Source organism: Microbulbifer taiwanensis, from assembly GCF_014904815.1.
In the GTDB taxonomy this organism is placed as follows: domain Bacteria; phylum Pseudomonadota; class Gammaproteobacteria; order Pseudomonadales; family Cellvibrionaceae; genus Microbulbifer; species Microbulbifer taiwanensis.
This window is the reverse complement of the sequence record NZ_JACZFR010000025.1, coordinates 138,660-160,973: the sequence shown is the minus strand read 5'-3', so window position 1 is coordinate 160,973 and position 22,314 is coordinate 138,660. Positions and strand designations below refer to the sequence as shown.

Below are 22,314 nucleotides of genomic sequence, written 5' to 3'. Positions count from 1 at the left end.
TCAGGTCAGCTCGCCAGCTCTTCCAGGCTCGCCCCGGTGGTTGCGCCCTGCGCCATAATCTCCAGCCCCCGGACAAGCGCGGGAAACAGGCTGTTGTGGAAGTTGTTCCAGCGCAGTTCGAGGATGGTGTCCTGCGGATCTATGTCGGTACTGAGCACATCGGCAATCACCTCGCCGGAGTCGATGCCGTTATCCACATAGTGGAAGGAGGCCCCCGTCTTCAGCAGCGGCGAGACTTCCGCTGTTTCCATCGTCTGCCAGTCGAGCACTTTCTGCCCGCGCGCACCGTAGAGCGCATCCAGGGTCGCCCAGGCGCCGCGGCGCTCGTAGGGCGACTCGAGACGGGTAATACCCGGGTGGATATTGGCAACCCTGCGGTGGTAAAGGCTCCCGGGGCGCACCAGCTCATCCAGGATCACCAGCAGGCCATCGAGCAGCACCAGGTCGGCATCCAGATCCAACAGCCTGTCCTGCAGCGACTTCTCGAAAGCACTCTTGGCCGCTGGCCGTCCCGGGTCATTCAGGGGCAGCTTTCGATATGCAGAGGGAATGGAGATCATCAACTCGGTCACCCGCCGGCCGCGCACGGCCATTTCCCCGGGGAAAAACCATTGTCCGCCCGACGAAGTGCCCTCGCCCGGCGCAAACCCATAGTCCGCGAGCGCCGCCCTGTCCCTGGGTGACTGCTCGTCGTCATCGTGGATCACCGCCTCCAGGGAGTAGCGATCCCCGAGCTCCGTCGTGTTGAGCTGGTCCACCAGGTACTCCAGCGGGGACATCATGTAGCGCGTCCCCTGCTTGTACTCAATAAATTGTCCGGCCCTGTCGGCGGCCGCGTTCCTCAGTGACCAGACGTAAACCAGTTTCTTTTTCGATATAGGCATTGCCAGATTTTCTCGCCATGGGTGATGCCTGCGTAGACGAACAAAGGACTTGCGTGTTTAGCCTAAACATTCAGGACTCCGCTTCGTCAGCTTGTGGAAACGGGATCGCGAAATCAGAAAGGACCAATGAATGAACGTACATGACCTGATCGGCATCGGATTCGGGCCCTCCAATGTTGCCCTTGCCATTGCCCTGGAAGAGCAACGGCAAATGGGGCGTCAGTTGGATACCCTGTTCCTCGAGAAGCAACCAAATTTCGCCTGGCACAAGGATATGCTGCTGGAAGGCACGGATATGCAGATATCCTTTCTGAAGGACCTGGCCACACTGCGCAATCCGAGCAGTCGCTTTACTTTCGTCAATTACCTGTTTGAAAAGGGTCGACTGCAGGATTTCATCAACCTGAAAACCTTCTTCCCCAGCCGCTATGAATTCAATGACTATCTCGCCTGGGCCGCGAGTCACTTCGACAACCAGTGCGCCTACGGCGAAGAGGTGGTGGAGATAGCGCCGGAAATGTTCCGCAACCAGGTATCCCTGTTGCGCGTCACCAGCCGCGACGCGGACGGCAGTACGCACGAGCGCCTGACCCAGAACCTGGTACTCGGTATCGGCGGCGCACCCAATATCCCCGACTGCTTCCGGCCCCTCAAGAGCGACCAGCGGGTATTCCACTCCAGCCGCTACCTGGGCCGTATCGAAAAACTGGACCGGGCGCAGCGGATTGCCGTGATCGGCGCGGGGCAGAGCGCGGCGGAAATCTTCCTGGACCTGCACGGCCGCCCCAACGCAGCCCAGGTGGACCTGATCATGCGCGGGCGCGCCATGCACCCCTCGGACGATAGCCCCTCTGTCAACGAGATCTTCAATAGCGAATTTACCGACTACATCTACAGCCGCACCCCCGAGGAGCGGGCCAGCCTGCTCGACGAGTTCCGGCACACCAACTATGCCGCGCCGGATATCGACCAGATAGACCAGATCTTCGACATCCTCTATACCCAGAAAGTGACGGGCAATGCGCGCCACCGCCTGCTTACCCACACTGAGACCCGTGCCGTTCTCGCCAACGATGACGGCATCCAGCTCCAGCTGCTCAACAGGGATACGGGCGAAGTGCAGAGCGCGAGCTACGATGCGGTCATCCTGGCCACTGGTTACACCCGCAACCAACACCGGGATCTGCTCGCCCCCCTGGCTCCCTACCTCGCGGATTTCACGGTAGACCGTCACTACCGCCTGCAGAGTACGTCGGAATTCAAACCCGCCGTATTTGTCCAGGGTGCCAGCGAAACCAGCCACGGTATCAGTGACACACTGCTGTCGATTCTGGCCGTGCGCTCGCGGGAAATTGGCGCAGCCCTTATCAAGGAGATCGGGATCAACCAGGAACCCCCCACTAAAAAAGCGGTTAACGCCTGACTGTTTCTCAACTCCTGCCCCCGCGCCGTCATGAACGACGCGGGGAAGCCCCTCCTCGTTACTGCTCGCGGCACCCCGTATCGCTCAATGCATTTTTAATGAAAGATATTGGAAAAGCGGGAGAGCCGTTCGTTGATACAGCTGGAGGGATGACAATAAGTATCGTTATCACCTGATAGTTCGACTCACCAACAAGGCCACTCGCAAGACATGAACCAGAAAACGCCATTCGCCAAATCACGCCTGCATACACAGCCGACCCTACTGGCACTGTGTATTTCCGCCGCCCTGGGCATTGCTGCTCCGGGTGCGCTGGCGCAAGATACAACCGCCAGTTCCACGGCCGGTGCCGGCAGCCAATCCCACGCCTACAAGATCCCGGCACAAGCACTCGGTGAGGCTCTGATTCAGTTCGGACAACAGTCCGGCCTGCAGGTATCAGCCAGCAGTGGCCTGGTCAGTGGCAAGCGGGCTTCGGCTGTGCGCGGAAACCTGTCTGCAGAACAGGCATTGAACCGGTTGCTGGCCGGCACGGCACTTCGCTATCGGATCAACGGCAACATGGTCAGCCTGACAGCTGCCGATGACGCCACCGCCCTGCCCCCGATCAAGGTTAATGCCTCGGTGGCGCAAGATAATGGTCAGGGTGCCGCGGCGACCGCCTACCGCGTGGAGAGTGCGAGCGCCGGCGCCCTGGGCGAGAAATCCCTCAAGGACACTCCCTACAGCATCGAGGTGTTTTCCGGGGAACTGATCAAAAACAAACAGGCGCGCTCACTGGCCGATGTCACCAAGGGCGATGCCTCCATCAGCCTGATGCCCGACAACAGTGTTACCGAAAACAACAACCTGGCCATTCGCGGCCTTATGGTGGACGGCGATACCGGGCAGAAACTCGACGGTTCCAATGTCCGCCTGCGCGCCAGCGACCTGCCCCTCGAACACCTGGAGCGGGTGGAAATTCTCAAGGGCGCCAGTGGCTTCCTCTCGGGTTTCGGGCAGCCCGGCGGCATCATCAATTATGTGCTGAAGCGCCCCACCGAGGAGCAGACACTCAGCCTGAACACCCAGGCGATGGACAGCGGTCTCTTCCTGATTCACGGCGACATCGGTGGGCGCCTGGGTGCCGACGGCGATTTCGGTTACCGGGTCAACCTGGTTGGGGAAAGTGGGGACACCTATATCGACGATGGCGAATCGGAGCGCCATTCCGGATCCCTGGCCCTGGACTGGCACATAGCGCCCGGGCTGGTCTGGCAGGTGGACGCATTGGTTGGCGAGCACAGCCGCGAGGGGGGCTACTGGGCCCTGCTGCCAAACGCCAGCGGCGCGGTCGACACAGTGGTGGGAGCGCCCCTGTCGCCGATCGATGGCGGCAAGCGCCTGGCACCCAGCTACTCGCGCTACGGTTCAGTACATGAAACCGTCGGTACCGACCTGAGCTGGCAGTTTGCCGAGACCTGGGATCTTTCACTCTCCCACCGCACCTCGGACAACGGCCGCGAATATATGACGCCCACCCTCTATGCCAATACGGCGGGCGACTACTCGGCGCGCCTGATCAGCTATTCCAACCGCTTCAAGAGCTCGGACAGCCAGCTGCAGTTGAGCGGCGAGTTTGAAACCGGGTCAATTCAGCACGAAGTGACTGCGGGCCTGGCCTATACCAAAACCCGCAACTTCTGGTCCGGCGACGATTACCAGCGCGCCGATATAGGCTCAGGCAATCTCGACAATCCGCAGGAATTCTCCAATCCGTTTTACGAGGTGGATTACAAGAAAGCCGCCACGGAATACAGCCGCGTGACACGAACAGAGACCTTCCTTTCCGATACGCTGCACTTCGGCACCGACCTGGATATCGTACTCGGCCTGCGCCGCGGCAACCTGCTGGTCCACAACCTCAGTGGCGGCGACGACTACGATCGCGATGCCACCACTCCGACGGCGGCCGTCGTCTACCGCCCGGTGGCCTGGCTGTCCACCTACGCCAGCTACATAGAATCCCTGCAACAGGGCGCGACCGCCCCCGCAAGCGCCGCCAATGCCTTTGAGGTGTTCGACCCGCTCGAAACCCAGCAGCGCGAAATAGGTGCCAAGGCAGAAGGGGAAAACTGGTCGGCCAACGCCTCCTTCTTCCGACTGCAGCGGGGGCTCACTTACACCAACGCGAACAATGTCTTCACCCAGGATGGCGAACTGCGCTACGAGGGTCTGGAGCTTTCCGGCAAATTCCGCCTGAGCCCCCAGTGGCTGTTGAACGCCAGCGCCATCTGGCTGGATGCCAAGGCCGAGAAAACCACCGGCGGCTTCCTTGATGGCAATGACATTCCGGGCGTGGCCGACCAGCAGGCCAGCCTGTACGGCGAGTACCGCTTTGCGGACCTGCCCCTCACCATTACCGCGGGTACACGTTTTGTGGGCCAGCGTCCGCTCGACCAGTTGAATCAGTGGGACCTGGATTCTGTATCCCTGTTCGACCTCGGCGCGCGCTACGAGACACAGCTGGCCGGCAACGCGCTCACGCTGCGTATGAATCTGGACAATGTCGCAGACGAGGCCTACTGGGTAACCACACCGGAGAGCAGCTACCTGCAGCAGGGTGCACCGCGTACCCTCAAGGTGGGTGCACAGGTCGACTTCTAAACTCCCCTCTCCCCCAGGCCCCGGCAATTTCCCGCCGGGGCCTCCCCCATCAATTCAATAAATCGACATCCATACAGATCTCCCCGGTCTGTATGGATGTCGTTGCTGAAATACCGGAAAAATTGCGCGCGATGGAATCGGGTCGGGCGACACAGTCGTGTCGCGCCGCGCCCCCTATGTGGATTGGCGAGTTAATTACCGGACAGTTCCCTCAACACCTTCGCAATACCATCCAGGGTTTGCGGCAACCGCACTGCCTCGAAGTGATCCCCCGCAACCTCGCGGTTGTCGACCGTCAACTGCAGCCACTCGGCAAAACGGACACGGTCCCGCGACGGACGATCCTGCGCCCACCAGACGGTCACCGGAACGCCGAGTGGTACCGGCTCTATAGTCACCCGGGCGGGATCTGCCAGCGCGCGCCCGGTAATAAACAGTTGCGCCAGCGATTCGCCGCCCAGCTTCGCCGGCTCCCGCAGTTGTGACGGGTCGATTTCCGCCAGCAGCGCCTCGCACAGATCGGCAATCTCCGCACTCGAGTCTCCGCTCTCGGCGACGCGCGCGCGAATTTCTGCGCTGTCCCACTGTGCCAGCTGCCCGGGGTTGCGCACCAGGGAGGCGAGAAAACCCGGCAGGTCCGGTTGGCCACCATCTTTTCCGATCGGGGTGGATGGTTGCACATAGGGATCTATAGCGCCGACAAACTCCACCGGCTGGCCACGCTGTTCCAGAATGCCCGCAACCAGCGGTGCCAGTGCGCCACCCAGGGACCAACCGCAGATTCTGTAGGGCGGTTTCAGGTCCCTGTCGAGAATGGTCTGCGCATGTATCCCGGCCAGATCCAGCAGCGATTCACAACAACTGGTCCCGGGTTTCTGCTCGAAGGGCAGCGCGATAACGTCACACCAGTGATCCAGCTTGCGGGCCAGGTCCAGGTAATCGAGGATATTGCCGAAGCCGTCGTGGATCAGGATCAGCGGTGGTGCTTTGCCGGAGCCACCGCTGTTGAGGCGGACAATCCCGCCCTTTGTCCCCGACGACTCCCCCGACATCTGCCCTGGTGCTGCGGCCATTTCCTTCAGTGTCGGTCGCCCATAGAGATCGGCCAGCCCCAGCGGCGCGAGTGGAGCGCCCTGCCTGCGCACCGCCTCGACGAGACGGATGGCCAGCAGCGAGTGCCCGCCCAGCTCGAAGAAATTGTCGTTGCGCCCGACGCGCTGCACATTCAACAGTTCCGCCCAGATGCCGGCCAGGGTCTGCTCGGTTTCGCCCCGCGGCGCTTCGTAGCGCGCGGATTGCAGTTCCGCATCCGGCAGCGCCTTGCGGTCCACCTTGCCGTTGGCATTCAGCGGCAGCCGCCCCAGCTCGACGATGGCGGCCGGCAGCATATAGTCCGGCAGGGTCTGGCCGAGGCGTTCGCGCAGTTGCGCACTGTCGATCTCCCTTCCCGCCTTGGCGGAGACATAGGCCAGCAGGTGGTTGTCTTTCGCCACCGCCACCGCCTCGCACACTTCCGGCTGCGCCAGCAGCTGCGCCTCGATTTCGCCCAGCTCGATGCGCAGGCCGCGGATTTTTACCTGGTGGTCTATGCGCCCCAGGTATTCCAGCTGGCCCTCGCCGTTCCAGCGCACCAGGTCGCCGGTGCGGTAGAGGCGTTCGCCCTCGCCGAACGGATTGGCCACGAATCTTTCCGCGCTCAGGTCGGGCCTGTTCAGGTAGCCGCGGCCGAGCAGTTCGCCGCCGATATAGAGTTCGCCGGCCACGCCCTGGGGTACCCGGTTCAGGGATTCATCCAGCACATGGGCGTTGGTGGCGGAGATGGGGCGCCCTATGGGCACCTGGCCCCGGCCGTCGTTCCTGCAGGTCCACTGGGTGACGTGGATGGTGGTTTCCGTGGGGCCGTAGAGGTTCTGCAGGCTGACGCCTTTTAACCGCTCGAGCGCCTCGCGCTGGGTCGCGGCGGGCATGGCTTCGCCGCCGCAGATGACGTAGCGGAGTTTTGTTTCCTCTTCGATACCCGGGTGGGCGAGGAAGGCCTGCAGCATGGCCGGCACGAAGTTGAGCGCAGTGACCTTGTGCCGGCGGATCAGGTCGATGATGCGCTCGGGATCGCGGTGGTCGCCGGGGTTGGCCACCACCAGGCGCACGCCCGCGGTCAGCGGCCAGAAGATTTCCCAGGCGGAGACGTCGAAGCCGAAGGGGGCCTTGTGCAGCACCGTGTCTGCGCGGGTCAGCTGGTATTTCTCCTGCATCCAGACCATACAGCTGGCCAGGGCGCTGTGGCGTATGGCCGCGCCCTTGGGGCGGCCGGTGGAGCCCGATGTATAGATCACATAGGCGAGGTTTTCGCCGTGGACGGCCACCGCAGGATTGTTTTCGGGCCAATGGGATGACTGGCTGGCTCCGGGAATATGCGCCTGCAGGCAGGCTCCTACAAGAGGCTGCAGGTCCAGCAGCCGCAGTCCTTCGCATACCGGCAGACGCGCCCGTACATGGGTTTGGGTCAGCAGCAGTTCGATACCGCTGTCCTCGATAATCCAGGCCAGGCGCTCGCGCGGGTAATCCGTTTCCAGCGGCACATAGGCACCGCCCGCCTTCAGTATCGCCAGCAGGCCGACGATCATTTCCAGCGAGCGCTCGGTGGCGATACCCACCTTCACTTCCGGTTTTACGCCCAGGGAAATCAGCTGGTGCGCCAGGCGATTGGCGCGGGTATTGAGTGCGGAAAAACTCAGTGTTTCACCGCCGAAAACCAGCGCCTCGGCATCGGGATTTTCCCGCGCTTGCCACTCGATCAGGCGGTGCACCGGTGGCAGTTCGCCGTGGGAATTTTCCATGACGCCCCACTGAGCCAGCTGCTTTTGCTCGACTTCGCCGAGCAGCTGGATTTCCGCCAGTGCCCGCTGCGGGTCCCGCTCCAGCACCGCGACGATACCGCTGAGCGCCGCACACAGGTACTCGCACAGCCGCTGCCCCCCCACGGAGCTGTGCGCCTGCGCCACCAGCTCAAATCCCGAGCCGAGATCGTTGACCGACATAGCGAGGGGATAGTTGGTGCGCTCCTGGCTGCCCAGGGACTCCACCCCCTCCCAGATCTCCCCGCCGCCCGCACCGTCTTTGCCCTCGTTGTAGCGCTCGTTGTAACGATAATTGAGCAGAGCCGAAAAGAGCGGCGCGCTGCCGGGCAGTCCGCTGCAGCGCTGTGCCTGCGCGAGACTCGCGTGCTCGTGCTCCAGCAGCCCGCTCAGCGCCGCGTGGGTCAGGCGCAGGGCCTCCGCCACGGGGCGTGCGCCCAGGCGGACGCGAATCGGCAGCGTGTTGATAAACATGCCCAGGGCCCGCTCTGCGCCCTCGCCCCCCTGCATGCGCCCGAACAGCACAGTGCCGAACACCACATCATCCCTGCCGGAAATAGTGCCCAGAACCAGGGCCCAGGCCAGGTGGAACAGGCTGGCCGCACCGACGCCGCGGCGCTGCGCCTGTTCGCGCAGCCGCGCGGCCAGGTCTGCGGAAATTGGCAGGGATGCCTCCAGGATATCGCGGCCATCGCCGCGCACATCCAGCAGGCCGAAGGGCACCGTGGGTTCCCCCACATCGCCCAGCATTTCACTGAAGAAAGCCTCGTGTTCCGCCTCGCTGACACCCAGGCGCGTCCGGGCGACAAAATCGCGGAAGGGCAGCGGCTCCGGCAGATCGCCGCCATCGCCCCGCTGAATGGCCCCAACCTCTTCGACGATACGCTCCAGTGTGGTGTGATCCATCACCAGGTGGTGGCCCGGCAGACCCAGCAGCCAGCGGCTGCCGTCCGCCTCTGGCGCGGCCAGCGCGCGCATCATCGGCGCCCTGCGCACGTCGATGCGGCAGTACTCGGATTCAATATGGGCTTTCAGTTGCCCGGCGCTGCTATCCCCCGGCAGCCACTGCGTCTGCAGTGGCGCCTCGCGGCAGACCACCTGCACCGGAGTGCGCAGCCCCTCCCAGAGCACCGCGGTGCGCAGAATATCGTGGCGCTCGATCACGCGGTTGAAACTGGCCATAAACGCTTCCAGCCGTTCGCGGCGATCGAAGGCAAGGATATGCGCGGTGACGTAAGCGTCCGCTTCGCCATCCAGCATATGGTGAAACAGCATGCCCTCCTGCAGCGGTGCCAGCGGGTAGATATCCTGGATATTGGCGGCGCCCCCCGGTATCGCCGCCTCGATGCGCGCTATCTCCTGCGCATCCAGTGCCACCAATGTCAGCATCTCCGGCGCGATGGCATCGCACGCCCGCGGAATTCGGTTGGGCGGTACCGCCACTTCGCCGCGCCCGTCGCGCCCGATTGCCGCGGCAAAATCGGCCAGCCGCGGCCGCTGGAACAGGCTGCGCACCTGCGCCGCCAGGCCCGCTGCGCGCATGCGCTCCAGCAGTGTCAGCGCCAGCAGCGAATGCCCGCCCAGCTCGAAGAAATTGTCGTTGCGCCCGACGCGCTGCACATTCAACAGTTCCGCCCAGATGCCGGCCAGGGTCTGCTCGGTTTCGCCCCGCGGCGCTTCGTAGCGCGCGGATTGCAGTTCCGCATCCGGCAGCGCCTTGCGGTCCACCTTGCCGTTGGCATTCAGCGGCAGCCGCCCCAGCTCGACGATGGCGGCCGGCAGCATATAGTCCGGCAGGGTCTGGCCGAGGCGTTCGCGCAGTTGCGCACTGTCGATCTCCCTTCCCGCCTTGGCGGAGACATAGGCCAGCAGGTGGTTGTCTTTCGCCACCGCCACCGCCTCGCACACTTCCGGCTGCGCCAGCAGCTGCGCCTCGATTTCGCCCAGCTCGATGCGCAGGCCGCGGATTTTTACCTGGTGGTCTATGCGCCCCAGGTATTCCAGCTGGCCCTCGCCGTTCCAGCGCACCAGGTCGCCGGTGCGGTAGAGGCGTTCGCCCTCGCCGAACGGATTGGCCACGAATCTTTCCGCGCTCAGGTCGGGCCTGTTCAGGTAGCCGCGGCCGAGCAGTTCGCCGCCGATATAGAGTTCGCCGGCCACGCCCTGGGGTACCCGGTTCAGGGATTCATCCAGCACATGGGCGTTGGTGGCGGAGATGGGGCGCCCTATGGGCACCTGGCCCCGGCCGTCGTTCCTGCAGGTCCACTGGGTGACGTGGATGGTGGTTTCCGTGGGGCCGTAGAGGTTCTGCAGGCTGACGCCTTTTAACCGCTCGAGCGCCTCGCGCTGGGTCGCGGCGGGCATGGCTTCGCCGCCGCAGATGACGTAGCGGAGTTTTGTTTCCTCTTCGATACCCGGGTGGGCGAGGAAGGCCTGCAGCATGGCCGGCACGAAGTTGAGCGCAGTGACCTTGTGCCGGCGGATCAGGTCGATGATGCGCTCGGGATCGCGGTGGTCGCCGGGGTTGGCCACCACCAGGCGCACGCCCGCGGTCAGCGGCCAGAAGATTTCCCAGGCGGAGACGTCGAAGCCGAAGGGGGCCTTGTGCAGCACCGTGTCTGCGCGGGTCAGCTGGTATTTCTCCTGCATCCAGACCATACAGCTGGCCAGGGCGCTGTGGCGTATGGCCGCGCCCTTGGGGCGGCCGGTGGAGCCCGATGTATAGATCACATAGGCGAGGTTTTCGCCGTGGACGGCCACCGCAGGATTGTTTTCGGGCCAATGGGATGACTGGCTGGCTCCGGGAATATGCGCCTGCAGGCAGGCTCCTACAAGAGGCTGCAGGTCCAGCAGCCGCAGTCCTTCGCATACCGGCAGACGCGCCCGTACATGGGTTTGGGTCAGCAGCAGTTCGATACCGCTGTCCTCGATAATCCAGGCCAGGCGCTCGCGCGGGTAATCCGTTTCCAGCGGCACATAGGCACCGCCCGCCTTCAGTATCGCCAGCAGGCCGACGATCATTTCCAGCGAGCGCTCGGTGGCGATACCCACCTTCACTTCCGGTTTTACGCCCAGGGAAATCAGCTGGTGCGCCAGGCGATTGGCGCGGGTATTGAGTGCGGAAAAACTCAGTGTTTCACCGCCGAAAACCAGCGCCTCGGCATCGGGATTTTCCCGCGCTTGCCACTCGATCAGGCGGTGCACCGGTGGCAGTTCGCCGTGGGAATTTTCCATGACGCCCCACTGCGCCAGCTGCTTTTGCTCGACTTCACCGAGCAGCGGTATATCGCCCAGCGCGGATTCGGGCCCTTCGGCCAGCGCCTCGAGCAGCAGCAGGTAATGGCTGGCCATGCGCTCGACGGTTGCGGGTTCGAACAATTCCGCCGCATAAGTGAAAGTGGCGCTCAGCTTTCCTTCGGCATCCTCGCGGGTATCCAGGGTCAGTTCGAACTGTGCCGCCCCCGCCTCCAGCTCGCAACTTTCCAGCGCCAGTCCCGGCAGCGAATCCAGTGTCTGCCGCCCCTGTCTCTGGTGATTGAACATCACCTGGAACAGGGGATTGGCGTTCAGGTTGCGCTCCGGCGCCAGCGCTTCCACCAGCTGCTCGAAGGGCAGGTCCTGGTGGCCCTGGGCACCCAGTGCCGCCTCCCCGGCGCGCTCCAGCAGCTGCTGCAGGCTGGTGCGCGGGTCGACGATATTGCGCAGCACCTGGGTGTTGACGAAGAAGCCCACCAGACCCTCGATCTCCACCCGGTGGCGGTTGGCGATGGGCACACCGACACGGATATCGCCCAGGCCGCTGTACCGGTGCAGCAGCGCCTGGAATCCAGTCAGCAACACCGTAAACAGAGTGGTCCCCGCGGCGGCCGCGCGCGCGCGCAGGCCCTCCGCCAGGGCAGTGGGCACGGCCGCCCTGTGGCGCGCCGCGCGGTAGCGGCCGTCGGCGCTGCGCGGGTGGTCCGCGGGCAGTTGCAGTACCGGGAATTCGCCGCCCAGATGCGCGCGCCAGTATTCCAGCTGGCGCTCCTTCTCCCCCGCCTCCAGCCAGTTGCGCTGCCACAGCGCGTAGTCGGCGTACTGGACCGGCAGGGGGCGGTGCGCCGCTTCCCGCCCCTGTACCCGCGCCCTGTACTCTTCGGAAAACTCGCTGACGATCACCGGTATCGACCAGCCGTCGGAAATACTGTGGTGCATCACCACCACCAGCAGCTGTGCATCCGCCGACTCGCGGATCAGCCCCAGCCGCAGGAGCGGTCCCGCTTCGAGGTCGAAGGGAGTCTGCTGCAGTCGCCGGATTTCCGCGCGCAGCCGCTGGTCGCGGGCCTCCGCGTCCACCTGGCGCAGGTCGACCTGTTCGATATGCGCGCGGGCTTCGGCAAGAATCACCTGTTCGACCTGCCCGTCGTCTCCCGAGCGGAACAGGGTGCGCAGTGCCTCGTGTCGTACCACCAGCGCGTCGAAGCTGGCCCGCAGCGCCTCTCCATCCAGCGCACCCCTGAGCCACAGTGCGCCGCTGATATGGTAGGCGCTGCTGTCCGGGTCCAGCTGCCACAGGAACCACTGGCGCACCTGGGCATAGGAGGCGGGACAAGGGTTCCGCGACGACGCGTCCCGTTCGAGAATCGGGAACTGGCCGATTACCAGCCCCTCCTGGCTGATCTTGCGGTAAACCGCGCGCCGCTGTTCGGGGCTGAGCCCGGCAAAACGCTCGGCAATACGTTGGGTGATGGAACTGCTCATCAAACTGCTTCCAGGTTGTCGATAAAAGCATCGATTTCCGACAGGGATTCGTCGATTTTTTCCGGCTGCGCACTGTCCGCAACCAGGGCCGCCATATCGGCCAGGGATGGATGGGTGAAGATGTCGCGAATGGTCAGCTTCATACGCAGCGAGGCCTGTACGCGGGCCGCCAACTGCACCGCCAGCAGCGAGTGCCCGCCCAACTCGAAGAAGTTGTCCTGGCGCCCCACCCGCTGCACGTCCAATACTTCGGTCCATATAGCCGCGAGGGTTTCCTCCGCTTCGCCCCGCGGCGCCTCGTAGCTGGCGACCGGGGCCAGTTCCGGTTCCGGCAGCGCCCTGCGATCCACCTTGCCATTGGCGTTGAGCGGCAGGTTGTCCAGCACCAGCATCACGCCCGGCACCATGTAATCCGGCAGAGTGCGGCCGAGGCGCTGGCGCAGTTGCACCGTGTCTATGCACTGCCCCGCCACCGGCGAAACATAGGCCACCAGGCGCGCGGCGCCGGGATCGCCCTGGGCGACGACGACCGCCTCGCGCACCTCTGTCTGGGAGAGGAGCTGGGTCTCGATTTCACTGAGCTCGATGCGGAAGCCGCGGACCTTCACCTGGTGGTCGATACGTTGCAGGTACTCCAGCTGCCCGTCGCTATTCCAGCGCACCAGGTCACCGGTGCGGTAGAGGCGGCCGCCCCTGTCATCGAAGGGGTCCGCCACGAAGCGCTCGCAGGTCAGGGCCGGGCGATCGAGGTAGCCGCGCGCCAGCGCCGCAGCGCCGATATACAGCTCCCCCGGCACCCCCTGGGGCACCGGGCGCAGCGACCCGTCGAGCACGCGCAGGCAGGCGCCCGAGGCCGGCCGCCCGATGGGCGGCAGCTCCCGCGCCGGGTCCTGTACATAATCCCGCGGCAGGGGGAAATCGCTGACCACGTGGGATTCGGTGGGGCCGTACTGGTTGACCAGCTGGATCTGCCCCTCCCGCTGCAGCCAGTCGCGCAGGGGGCGGGTGAGCTTGAGCTGCTCACCCGCGGTGATGACCTCTTTCAGTTGCGGCAGGCACGCACCCGAGGCCAGCGCCGCCTCGGCAAACAGCTGCAGCACCGCAAACGGGAGGAAGATCCGCTCCACCGAGTGGCGGGCAATCAGCTCGAGCAGCAGACCGAAGTCACGCCGCTCCTCCTCGCGGGTCTGCACCAGTGCGCCGCCGGCCGCCAGGCAGCTGGCCAGCTCCTGGAAGGCCACATCGAAACAGGGGGAGGCAAACATCAGTGTCCGCGGCGCACCCGGCAGCCGCTGCATCTGCCACTGCGTCAACTGCGACAGCACCCGGTGGGACATCTCTATGCCCTTGGGAAGGCCGGTGGAGCCTGAGGTGTAGAGCACATAGGCGAGATTGTCGGCATGCACCGCGATGCCCGGGTCAGCGGCGGATTCGCCGCTCAGGTCCAGCCCGTCCAGCGACAGCAGCGCGAGGCCGGCACAGGTCGGGAAGCGCGCCTGCAGGTGGCTGTGGGTCAGCAGCACGCGGATATCGCTGCTCTCGGCGATGTACTTGAGCCTGTCCCGGGGAAATTCCGCATCCAGCGGCACATAGACACCGCCCGCCTTCAGGATGGCCAGCAGCCCGACGACCGAGTCGGCGGATCGCTCCACCGAGAGCCCGACCCGCACCTCCGGACCCACCCCCATTCTGATCAGGCGCCGCGCCAGGCGGTTGGCGCGGGTGTCCAGTTCGCGATAGCTGTAGACCTTGTCGCCGACGATCAGCGCCGGCGCCTCCGGGGTCTCCCGCACTTGTTGCCCGATCAGCCCCTGTACCGTGTCCGTTGCCACCTCGCCAACGGCGGGGCGGCCCCAGCGTTGCTGCTGTTGCAGCTCCGGGCCGTCCATCAGCTCGAGTTCGGAGATTCTGTGCCCGGAATCCGACTCCAGTGCCTGCACCAGGCCGCCGAGAGCCGCCACCAGGTAGCCGCACAGGCGCCCGGCGCCGGCGCTGGCGGCCACTTGCGCCACCAGCTGGAAGCCGTCCCCCAGGTCGTCGACGTTGATCAGCACCGGGTAGTTGGTGCGGTCTTCACTCTGCAGCAATTCCATGCCGTCCCAGAAGTGCGCGCCGCGCACCTCCTCCCGTTGGTTGTAGCGGTAGTTGAGCAGGCTGGAGAAGAGCGGCGTGCCGCCGGGCAGGCCACTGCAACGCTGCGCCTGCACCAGGCTGGCGTGCTCGTGCTGCATCAGCTCGGTCAGCGCCTCCTGGGTCTGCCGCAGCGCCTGCCGGGCATCGCGGTTGCGCAGGCGAATGCGGATCGGCAGGGTGTTGATCAACATGCCCAAGGCCCGCTCGGCACCGGCATCGCCCTGCAGGCGACCGAACAGTACGGTGCCGAAGACCAGGTCGTCGCGGCCGGCGGTCCTGCCCAGCACCAGGGCCCAGGCCAGGTGGAACAGGCTGGCGGCACTGACGCCGCAGCGCTGCGCCTGCTGCCGGATGCGCTGTGCCAGGCCGCGCTCCAGTGGCAGCTGCAACTCTTCGATATCGCTGCCATCGCCCTGGATATCGACCAGGCCGAAGGGCGCCGTCGGCTCTTCCACATCCGCCAGCATGCGCGTGAAGAAGGCCCGCTGCGCCGCGTCGCCGCCCCGCTGGCGCGAGCGCGCGACAAAATCGCGGAAGGGCAGCGGCTGTGGCAACTGCGCGTCCCGCCCGCGCTGGATCAGCGCAATCTCCTCGATAATGCACTCCATGGTGGTGTGATCGCGCACCAGGTGGTGGCCGAGCAGGCGCAGCAGCCAGCGCTCACTGGCCGCATCGAAAACCGCCACCCCGTGGAACAGGGGCGCGCGCCGCACATCGATCCTGTGGCGGCGCGGGTGTGCGCGGGCATCCAGCTGCGCGACGGCGCTGTCGCCGGCATCATTCGACAGCCACTCCAGTTGCAGGGGCGCCTGGCGGCAGACCACCTGTACAGGTCCGCCCAGTCCCTCCCAGAGCACGGCGGTGCGCAGGATATCGTGGCGCTCTATCACCCGATTGAAGCAGGCCATAAACCGCTCCAGCCACTCGCGGCTGTCGAAGGCCAGGGTGTGCGCGGTGACATAGGCGTCCGCCTCGCTGTCCAGCAGGTGGTGGAACAGCATGCCCTCCTGCAGCGGCGCCAGCGGGTAGATATCCCGGATATTGGCGGCGCCCCCCGGCACCGCCGCCTCGATGCGCGCAATCTCGTCCGCATCCAGCTCGACCAGTGTCAGCATCTCCGGCGCAATGGCGCTGCAGCCGTCGGGAATCCGGTTCGGCGGCACCGCAATTTCACTGTGCTTGTTACCCCGGGTCACCGCGGCGGCAAAATCCGCCAACTGCGGGTGCTGGAACAGGTGGCGCACCTGGGCGGTCATGCCCTCGGCACGCATGCGCTCGAGCAGCTTCAGGGCCAGCAGCGAGTGGCCGCCCAGTTCGAAGAAATTGTCCGCGCGCCCCACCCGCTCCACGCCGAGCAGTGTCGCCCAGATGCGCGCCAGGGTTTCCTCGGTCGTTCCCCGCGGCGCCTCGTAGCTGGCGCCGGATGCGATGGCCACCGCCGGCAGCGCCTTCCTGTCCACCTTGCCGTTGGCATTGAGCGGCAGCCGCTCAAGCTGCGCGATGGCGCCGGGCACCATATAGTCCGGCAGTGCCTCGCCGAGCCGCGCGCGCAGCTGCGCCGGGTCGACCGCCTCCCCTGCGCCGGCGCAGACATAGGCCACCAGCCGGTCGTCCGCGGCGATGACCACCGCATCGCACACACCCGGGCAGGCGAGCAGCCGGGTTTCGATTTCCCCCAGTTCGATGCGGAAGCCGCGGATTTTCACCTGCTGGTCGATGCGCCCCAGGTATTCCAGTTGTCCGTCGCCGTTCCAGCGCACCAGGTCGCCGGTGCGGTACAGGCGCTGGCCCGCCGTCCCCTGGGGATCCGCCACAAAGCGCTCCGCGGTCAGGTCCGGGCGCTGCAGATAGCCCCGCGCCAGCCCGTCGCCGCAAACGTACAGCTCGCCGGGCACTCCGGTGGCGACCAGGTTCATGGCGCCGTCCAGTACCCGCAGGCCCAGGTCGGGGATGGCCGCGCCCAGGGGGCTGCGCCGCGCCCCCAGGTCCCGACGGGTGATCGGCCGGAAGGTCACGTGCACGGTGGTCTCGGTAATGCCGTACATATTGATCAGGCGCGGACCGCCCGCCCCGGCGTCGCCATCGCCCCATTGCTCGATCCACGGCCGCAGCATCTCCGGCTCCAGGGCCTCGCCGCCGAAAATCACCGCGCGCAGGGCCAGCGGTGCATCGTAGAGACCCGCCACACTCATCAACTGGCCGAAGGCGGAGGGTGTCTGGTTGAGCACCGTCACCCGCTGGCGGCGCAGCAGTTGCAGCAAGTCCTCCGGCGAGCGGCTGACCCAGTGCGGCACTATCACCAGCCGGCCACCGGTGCAGAGGGCGCCGAAGATTTCCCAGACGGAGAAATCGAAGGCGTAGGAGTGAAACAGCGTCCACACATCGCCGCTGCCGAAATGGAACCAGTGATCGGTGGCACTGAGCAGGCGCGCGATATTGCGGTGGCACAGCTGCGCCCCCTTGGGCCTGCCGGTGGAACCCGACGTGTAGATCACATAGGCGAGGTTGTCGCCGCGCACCTCGATGTCCGGATTGCTGTCCGGCCCGGATTGCAGCGACAGCGTATCCAGTTCCAGCAGCTGCAGCCCTTCTTGCAGCGGCAGGCGTTCGCGCAGGTGGCTCTGGGTCAACAGCAGTTCGATACCGCTGTCCCCGATCGTGTAGGCCAGTCGCTCGGGCGGATAGTCCGGGTCCAGCGGTACATAGGCACCGCCCGCCTTGAGGATTGCCAGCAGGCCCACCAGCATCTCGAAGGAGCGCTCCACCGCCAGGCCCACCTTCACCTCCGGTTTTACCCCCAGCGAAATCAGGTGGTGGGCCAGGCGGTTGGCTCGCCGGTTCAGCTGCCCGTAGGTCAGTGTTTCCTCGCCGAATACCAGTGCGACCGCATCGGGGTTTTCCCGCGCCCGCCGCTCTATCTGCCGCTGCACCGGCATCGCCTCGGGGAACTGCGCCCCGGCCGCCCCCCACTGCCGCAGCTGTGTGCGCTCCCCCGCGCCCGGCAACTCCTGCCGGTCCAGGGGCTGGTCCGCATCGGCGGCCAGGGCTTCCAGCAGGCGCCGGTAGTAGCCCGCCAGTCGCTGCGCGGTCGCCTCCGAGAAGAGGTGCGTGGCATATTCCAGCTGTCCGCGCACGCCATCGGCGCCGATATTGAGATCCAGGGACAGTTCGTATTTGGCACTGGTGTGGGGCAGCGGCAGCGCTTCCGCCGCCAGTCCCCGCAGGTCCAGAGTCGCCGCGCCGTCGGCCATCTGCGCACTGAACAGCACCTGGAACAGCGGGCTGCGGCCGGGCTCGCGCCGGTCCTTGCGGTTGGCGAGCAGTGTATCCAGCGGCACCTCACCGTGGTTGAGCGCCGCGATCGCATCCCCCCGCACCTGCCGGCACAGCTGCCGCAGGGTCATGCCCGCCGGCAATCGCGCGCGGTACACCTGGGTGGTGACAAAGAATCCCATCAGGTCCTGCATCTCCTCGCGCTGCCGCCCCGCCGAGGGGACGCCGACGGCAAAGTCGCCCTGCCCGGTGTAGCGGGCCAACAGTGCCTGCCAAGCGGCCAGCAGAACCACGAAGGGTGTGCAGCGCTCGGCGCGACAGAACTCGAGCAGCGCCGCCGCGAGGGACGGGGGCAGTTCGACCGGGACCGCGGCGCCGTCGAAGCGCTGCTCCAGCGGGCGCGGGAAGTCCAGCGGCAGCGCCAGCGGCGCCACCTCCTCGCCCAGGTAGCCGTTCCAGTAGTCGATATGCCGCTCCAGTTCCCCGGCCTCGGCGCGGGCCCGCTGCCACAGGGCGCAATCCGCGTATTGCAGCGGCAAGGGATCGAAATGCACCGCGCCGCTGCTGTCCAGCGCGCGCCGGTAGGCCTGGCCCAGGTCCCGGGCCAGTATCGGGTTCGACCAGGCATCGGAGACGATGTGGTGCAGGCACAGCGCCAGCACATGCTCCCGGTCACCCAGTTTGATCAGGCGCGCCGCCAGCGCCGGGGCCCGCCCCAGGTCGAAGACCCGGGACACCACCTGCTCCACCGCCGCGTCGAGCCGGGTGCGGCGCTCGTCGGCCGCGCAGTGCGACAGGTCGAGGGTCTCCAGCGCAAAGGGCGCGGTCGTTTCCAGCTGCTGCAGCGGCACACCGTCGCGCTCGAAGAAGCGCGTGCGCAGCACGCCGTGCCGTTCGATCACCGCCGCAAAGGCGCGCTCCAACGCGTCGCTATCCAGGGCGCCGCGCAGGCGGAACACCCGCGGCAGGTTATAGGCGGTGAGTTCCGGTTCCAGGCGCTGCAGGAACCAGAGCTGCTCCTGGGAAAAGGAGAGTGCCACCGGATCTCCCTCGACCACCCGCCGCGCGGGCACATCGCTGTGCGCGGTCTCACCGCTGTCTGCCAGTGTTCTGATTGCGGCGTTATTTTTCATTACCGATTCCTTGAAAATGATTCAGGGTGACTATCTATCCCTCGGGCTCAGAAAAAATGCGAAGCCTGATGCGAAGGCGCTGCCGCCCAGGCCTCTCTTACTGGCACCGGGGGATAGGTAGTTACGATTCAGATTTGCGCGCCCTGCGCCGCGGCCAGCTGCTCCAGCGCCGCGGCGTCGCCCGCGGCGCAGAGGGCCCGTGCAAGCGCCTGGGGGCTGGCGTGTTCGAACACCAGTCCCGGCTCCACCTCGATCAGGAAGACCTTGCGAATGCGCGCCACCAGCCGGATCACCAGCAGGGAGTGGCCGCCGGACTCGAAAAAGTCTGCGTCTGCGGCCAGGCGTTCGCGTCCCAGCAGCGCGGCCATAAAGGCGCACAGGGCCGCTTCCAGTTCGGTGGCTGGTTCGGCGCCGCCGGCCTCGGCCGGGGACATTTCTGCCGCTGCCCCCTGCCCGGCTGCCGCCAGTTCCGCTAGGGCGCGTCGGTCGATCTTGCCGCTGGGCAGGCGCGGCAGGTCGGCGACGGCGACCAGCTGTGCCGGCAGCATCTGCGCCGGCAGCCGGTCGGCGAGCTGTTCCCGCCGGGGCATCTCGCCCCCGTCGGTCACCACAAAGGCGGCCAGTTCCGCGGCACCGGCGGCGTCGCGCGCGATCACCGCCGCCTGGCGCACGCCGGGCAGGTCGAGCAGTGCGGCTTCCACTTCCGCGGGTTCCACGCGGAAACCGCGGATCTTCACCTGGTGGTCGGCGCGGCCGGCCAGGCGCAGCCCCCGGGGCAGGGCCCAGGCCAGGTCGCCACTGCGGTACAGTCGCTGCCCGGCCCGCCAGGGATCGCCGACAAAGGCGCTGTCATCACCCGCTCCGTTCAGGTAGCCGCGGCACAATTGCGCGCCGCCGATATACACCTCTCCCTGGGCGCCGGTGGGCACCGGGCGCAGCTTTCTGTCGAGCAGGTAGACGCGGTTGTTGCCCAGCACCCGCGACAGCGGCTGCGCTTCGGGCAGCGGCTCGCCGGGGTAGTCGCTGGGATAGACGCGGTGCACCACGACACCCACGGTGGTCTCCGTGGGGCCATAGTGGTTGTAGATGACGCACTCCGGCGCCAGCTGGGCGATTCGCGCCAGCAGGCCGCGCGGCGCGGCCTCGCCCCCCAGCACCAGGGTGCGCGGCAGCTTCGGGGCATCGCACTCCAGCAGTGCCTCCAGGTGCGAGGGCACCATCTTCAGCGCATCGATCTGGTGGCGGGCCACAAAACCGGCGAAGGCCGCCCCATCCCGCACCTCTTCCTCGGTGGCGATCGCAAGGCAGGCGCCGTTGAACAAGGCGCCGAACAGCGCGGTATTGCCCAGGTCGGTGGTCGGCGGTGTCACCAGCCCCCAGCGCCGGCAGTCGGCCAGCGCCATCTCCGCGGATGCCGCCGCGGCATAGTTCAGCAGTTGCCGCTGGCCGATCTCCACGCCCTTGGGGCGCCCGGTGGAACCGGAGGTGTAGAGCACATAGGCCGGGTCCTGCGGTTGCGGCCGGTGACCCAGGGGCCGGTTCGGAAAGGTGTCGAGGTGCACCGGCGCCGCCGCCACCACCAAGGCGGGCTCGGCATCGGCCAGCACCTGCTCACGGCGGGCCTGCGGCCAGCCGGGATCCAGGGGCAGGTAGGCGGCGCCGACCCGCCAGGTCGCCAGCATGGCAGCCACCAGGTCCGGCGAGCGCGGCAACTCCAGGGCCACCAGGGCCCCTGGGGTCACGCCCCGCGCCCGCATCCAGTGGGCCAGCCGGCTGGCGCGGGCATCCAGTTCCCGGTAGCTGAGGCACAGGTCGCCGCAGGCCACCGCCGGGGCATCGGGTGTCTGCCGCGCCCAGCGGGCGATATGCCCGCCGATACTGCGCGGCCCAAGATCCAGTTCCGCGCCGCACCATCCGGGACCCCGCCGGCGCAGTTCCGCCTCGCCCATCCAAGGCAGGTCGGCGACGGCGCTGTGGGGTCTTTCCAGCGCACCCAGCAACTGGGTGATGTACTGTTCCAGCAGATGTTCGATCGCCGCTTGCGGGTAGAGGGCGCTGTCGGCACAGAGGCAGAGCCCGGCACCTTCCGCGGTGACTTCCAGCTCCAGCGCCAGCTCGAAGCCGGGCGCTGCACCGGGCAGCGCAACCGAGCGCAGGCCGCTTTGCCCCCACTCCGATCCCGCCCGTGACGGCGCCTCCCGATAGGCAAAGCCGACCGCGTTATGCCCGCCGGTTTCCGTCGGCTCCAGCGGGCAGTATTCCTGCGCCTCGATATGGGCGGCGGCCATGGTCGCGGCACGCGCCAGCCACTGGGCGAAGGATTCCTCCTCGCCGCCGGCGACGGAGACCGGCAGCAGCTTCTCGAAGACGCCGACGGCGCCCTGCATCAGCTCGTAGTCCTGCCGGCAGTCGTGCAGCCAGCCGGCAGTGAAGCGGAAGTTGCCGCTCAAGCGGGCCAGCAGCAGCCACCAGGCGGTCTGCAGCAGCACTTCCGCCGTGGTCCCGGCCCGCTCGGCCTGCTGATGGATGCGCGCCATCGCGGCGGCGTCCAGCTGGCCGCGCAGGTGCAGATAGGTTCCCGCCGGCGGGCAGTCGCGCCGGTAGACCAGTCGCGGCGCGGCCAGGGCGTCGAGATCCCGCAACCGCCGCGCCCAGTAGTCGCGCCCGGCGGGCGCATCGGCATCCGCCTCCAGTTCGGCCCGCCACTGCAGGTATTGCCCGTACTGGAAGCGCGCGCGGCTGTCCCCGCGGTCGGCACCGTCCAGGCACTCGCCGATCTGTGCGGCCAACGCCGCCAGGCTGCCGCTGTCGGCCACCAGCGCGCTGACGGCCAGCAGCAGTCTTGCACCGCCGCCCTCCTCCGCTGCGAAGAGGGCGCGCAGCAGCTGCCCGCCGTCCAGGTCCAGCGGCTCGACGGCCCTTGCCCGCGCCGCCTGCAACGAGCCGACCTCGCACCAGTGCAGGGGCGCCGACGCCCCCCCCGCGCGCAGGCGCAGACCGCGGAAACCGGGCTGGCGGCAGAGGGTCGCGGCCAGTATCCGGTGCTCGCGCACCGCCTGCTCCACGGCACTGCGCAGTCGCGCCGCCGGCAAGCCGGCCTCCAGTTCGATTTCCATGACCAGGATTGCGCGCTCCGCGCGCGCCTCCCCGCCCCAGCAGGCGAGCCGTGCGCGCTGTTCGGGACCGAGCGGGCTGCTATGGGATAAATTTTCGATTGCGGCTTCCAC

At 66.5% G+C, this 22,314-nt stretch carries 6 protein-coding genes; 2 read left to right on the top strand and 4 right to left on the bottom strand.

What is annotated here, in order from left to right; all coding sequences use genetic code 11:
* Positions 1-5: 5 nt before the first annotated feature.
* Entirely contained in the window at positions 6-884 is an 879-nt protein-coding gene (locus tag IG627_RS08755; protein WP_226864863.1) for a hypothetical protein, read from the bottom strand.
* Between the two features lie 130 nt (positions 885-1,014).
* On the opposite strand from IG627_RS08755, the gene IG627_RS08750 reads away from it, so the two are divergent.
* Together IG627_RS08750 and IG627_RS08745 are read left to right on the top strand one after the other, a co-directional pair.
* The gene (locus tag IG627_RS08750) at positions 1,015-2,307 is read left to right on the top strand and encodes a lysine N(6)-hydroxylase/L-ornithine N(5)-oxygenase family protein (protein WP_193191972.1); all 1,293 of its coding nucleotides are present in this window, start codon (positions 1,015-1,017) and stop codon (positions 2,305-2,307) included.
* A gap of 210 nt (positions 2,308-2,517) precedes the next feature.
* Positions 2,518-4,953, top strand: coding sequence for a TonB-dependent siderophore receptor (locus tag IG627_RS08745; RefSeq protein WP_193191971.1), 2,436 nt, complete (start codon positions 2,518-2,520; stop codon positions 4,951-4,953).
* A 191-nt stretch (positions 4,954-5,144) separates the two neighbouring features.
* Here the strand turns inward: IG627_RS08745 and IG627_RS08740 are convergent, their stop codons facing one another.
* The 3 genes from IG627_RS08740 to IG627_RS08730 all read right to left on the bottom strand — a co-directional run bounded on the left by IG627_RS08740 (position 5,145) and on the right by IG627_RS08730 (position 22,314).
* Positions 5,145-12,548 (bottom strand): non-ribosomal peptide synthetase, encoded by a 7,404-nt coding sequence (locus IG627_RS08740; RefSeq protein WP_193191970.1) that lies wholly within the window; start codon positions 12,546-12,548, stop codon positions 5,145-5,147.
* On the bottom strand, positions 12,548-19,087 hold the full coding sequence (locus IG627_RS08735; RefSeq protein WP_193191969.1) for a non-ribosomal peptide synthetase: 6,540 nt from the start codon (positions 19,085-19,087) through the stop codon (positions 12,548-12,550). Before IG627_RS08735 ends, IG627_RS08740 begins: the two co-directional genes overlap by 1 nt.
* Positions 19,088-19,215: 128 nt before the next feature.
* Complete coding sequence (locus IG627_RS08730) at positions 19,216-22,314, bottom strand: non-ribosomal peptide synthetase (RefSeq protein ID WP_193191968.1); 3,099 nt, start codon at positions 22,312-22,314, stop codon at positions 19,216-19,218.

Excerpts from the sequence above, each read along its gene's own strand:
- IG627_RS08755 (WP_226864863.1), bottom strand. The coding sequence starts at position 884 with ATGCCTATATCGAAAAAGAAACTGGTTTACGTCTGGTCACTGAGGAAC.
- IG627_RS08750 (WP_193191972.1), top strand. The coding sequence starts at position 1,015 with ATGAACGTACATGACCTGATCGGCATCGGATTCGGGCCCTCCAATGTT.
- IG627_RS08745 (WP_193191971.1), top strand. The coding sequence starts at position 2,518 with ATGAACCAGAAAACGCCATTCGCCAAATCACGCCTGCATACACAGCCG.
- IG627_RS08740 (WP_193191970.1), bottom strand. The coding sequence starts at position 12,548 with ATGAGCAGTTCCATCACCCAACGTATTGCCGAGCGTTTTGCCGGGCTC.
- IG627_RS08735 (WP_193191969.1), bottom strand. The coding sequence starts at position 19,087 with ATGAAAAATAACGCCGCAATCAGAACACTGGCAGACAGCGGTGAGACC.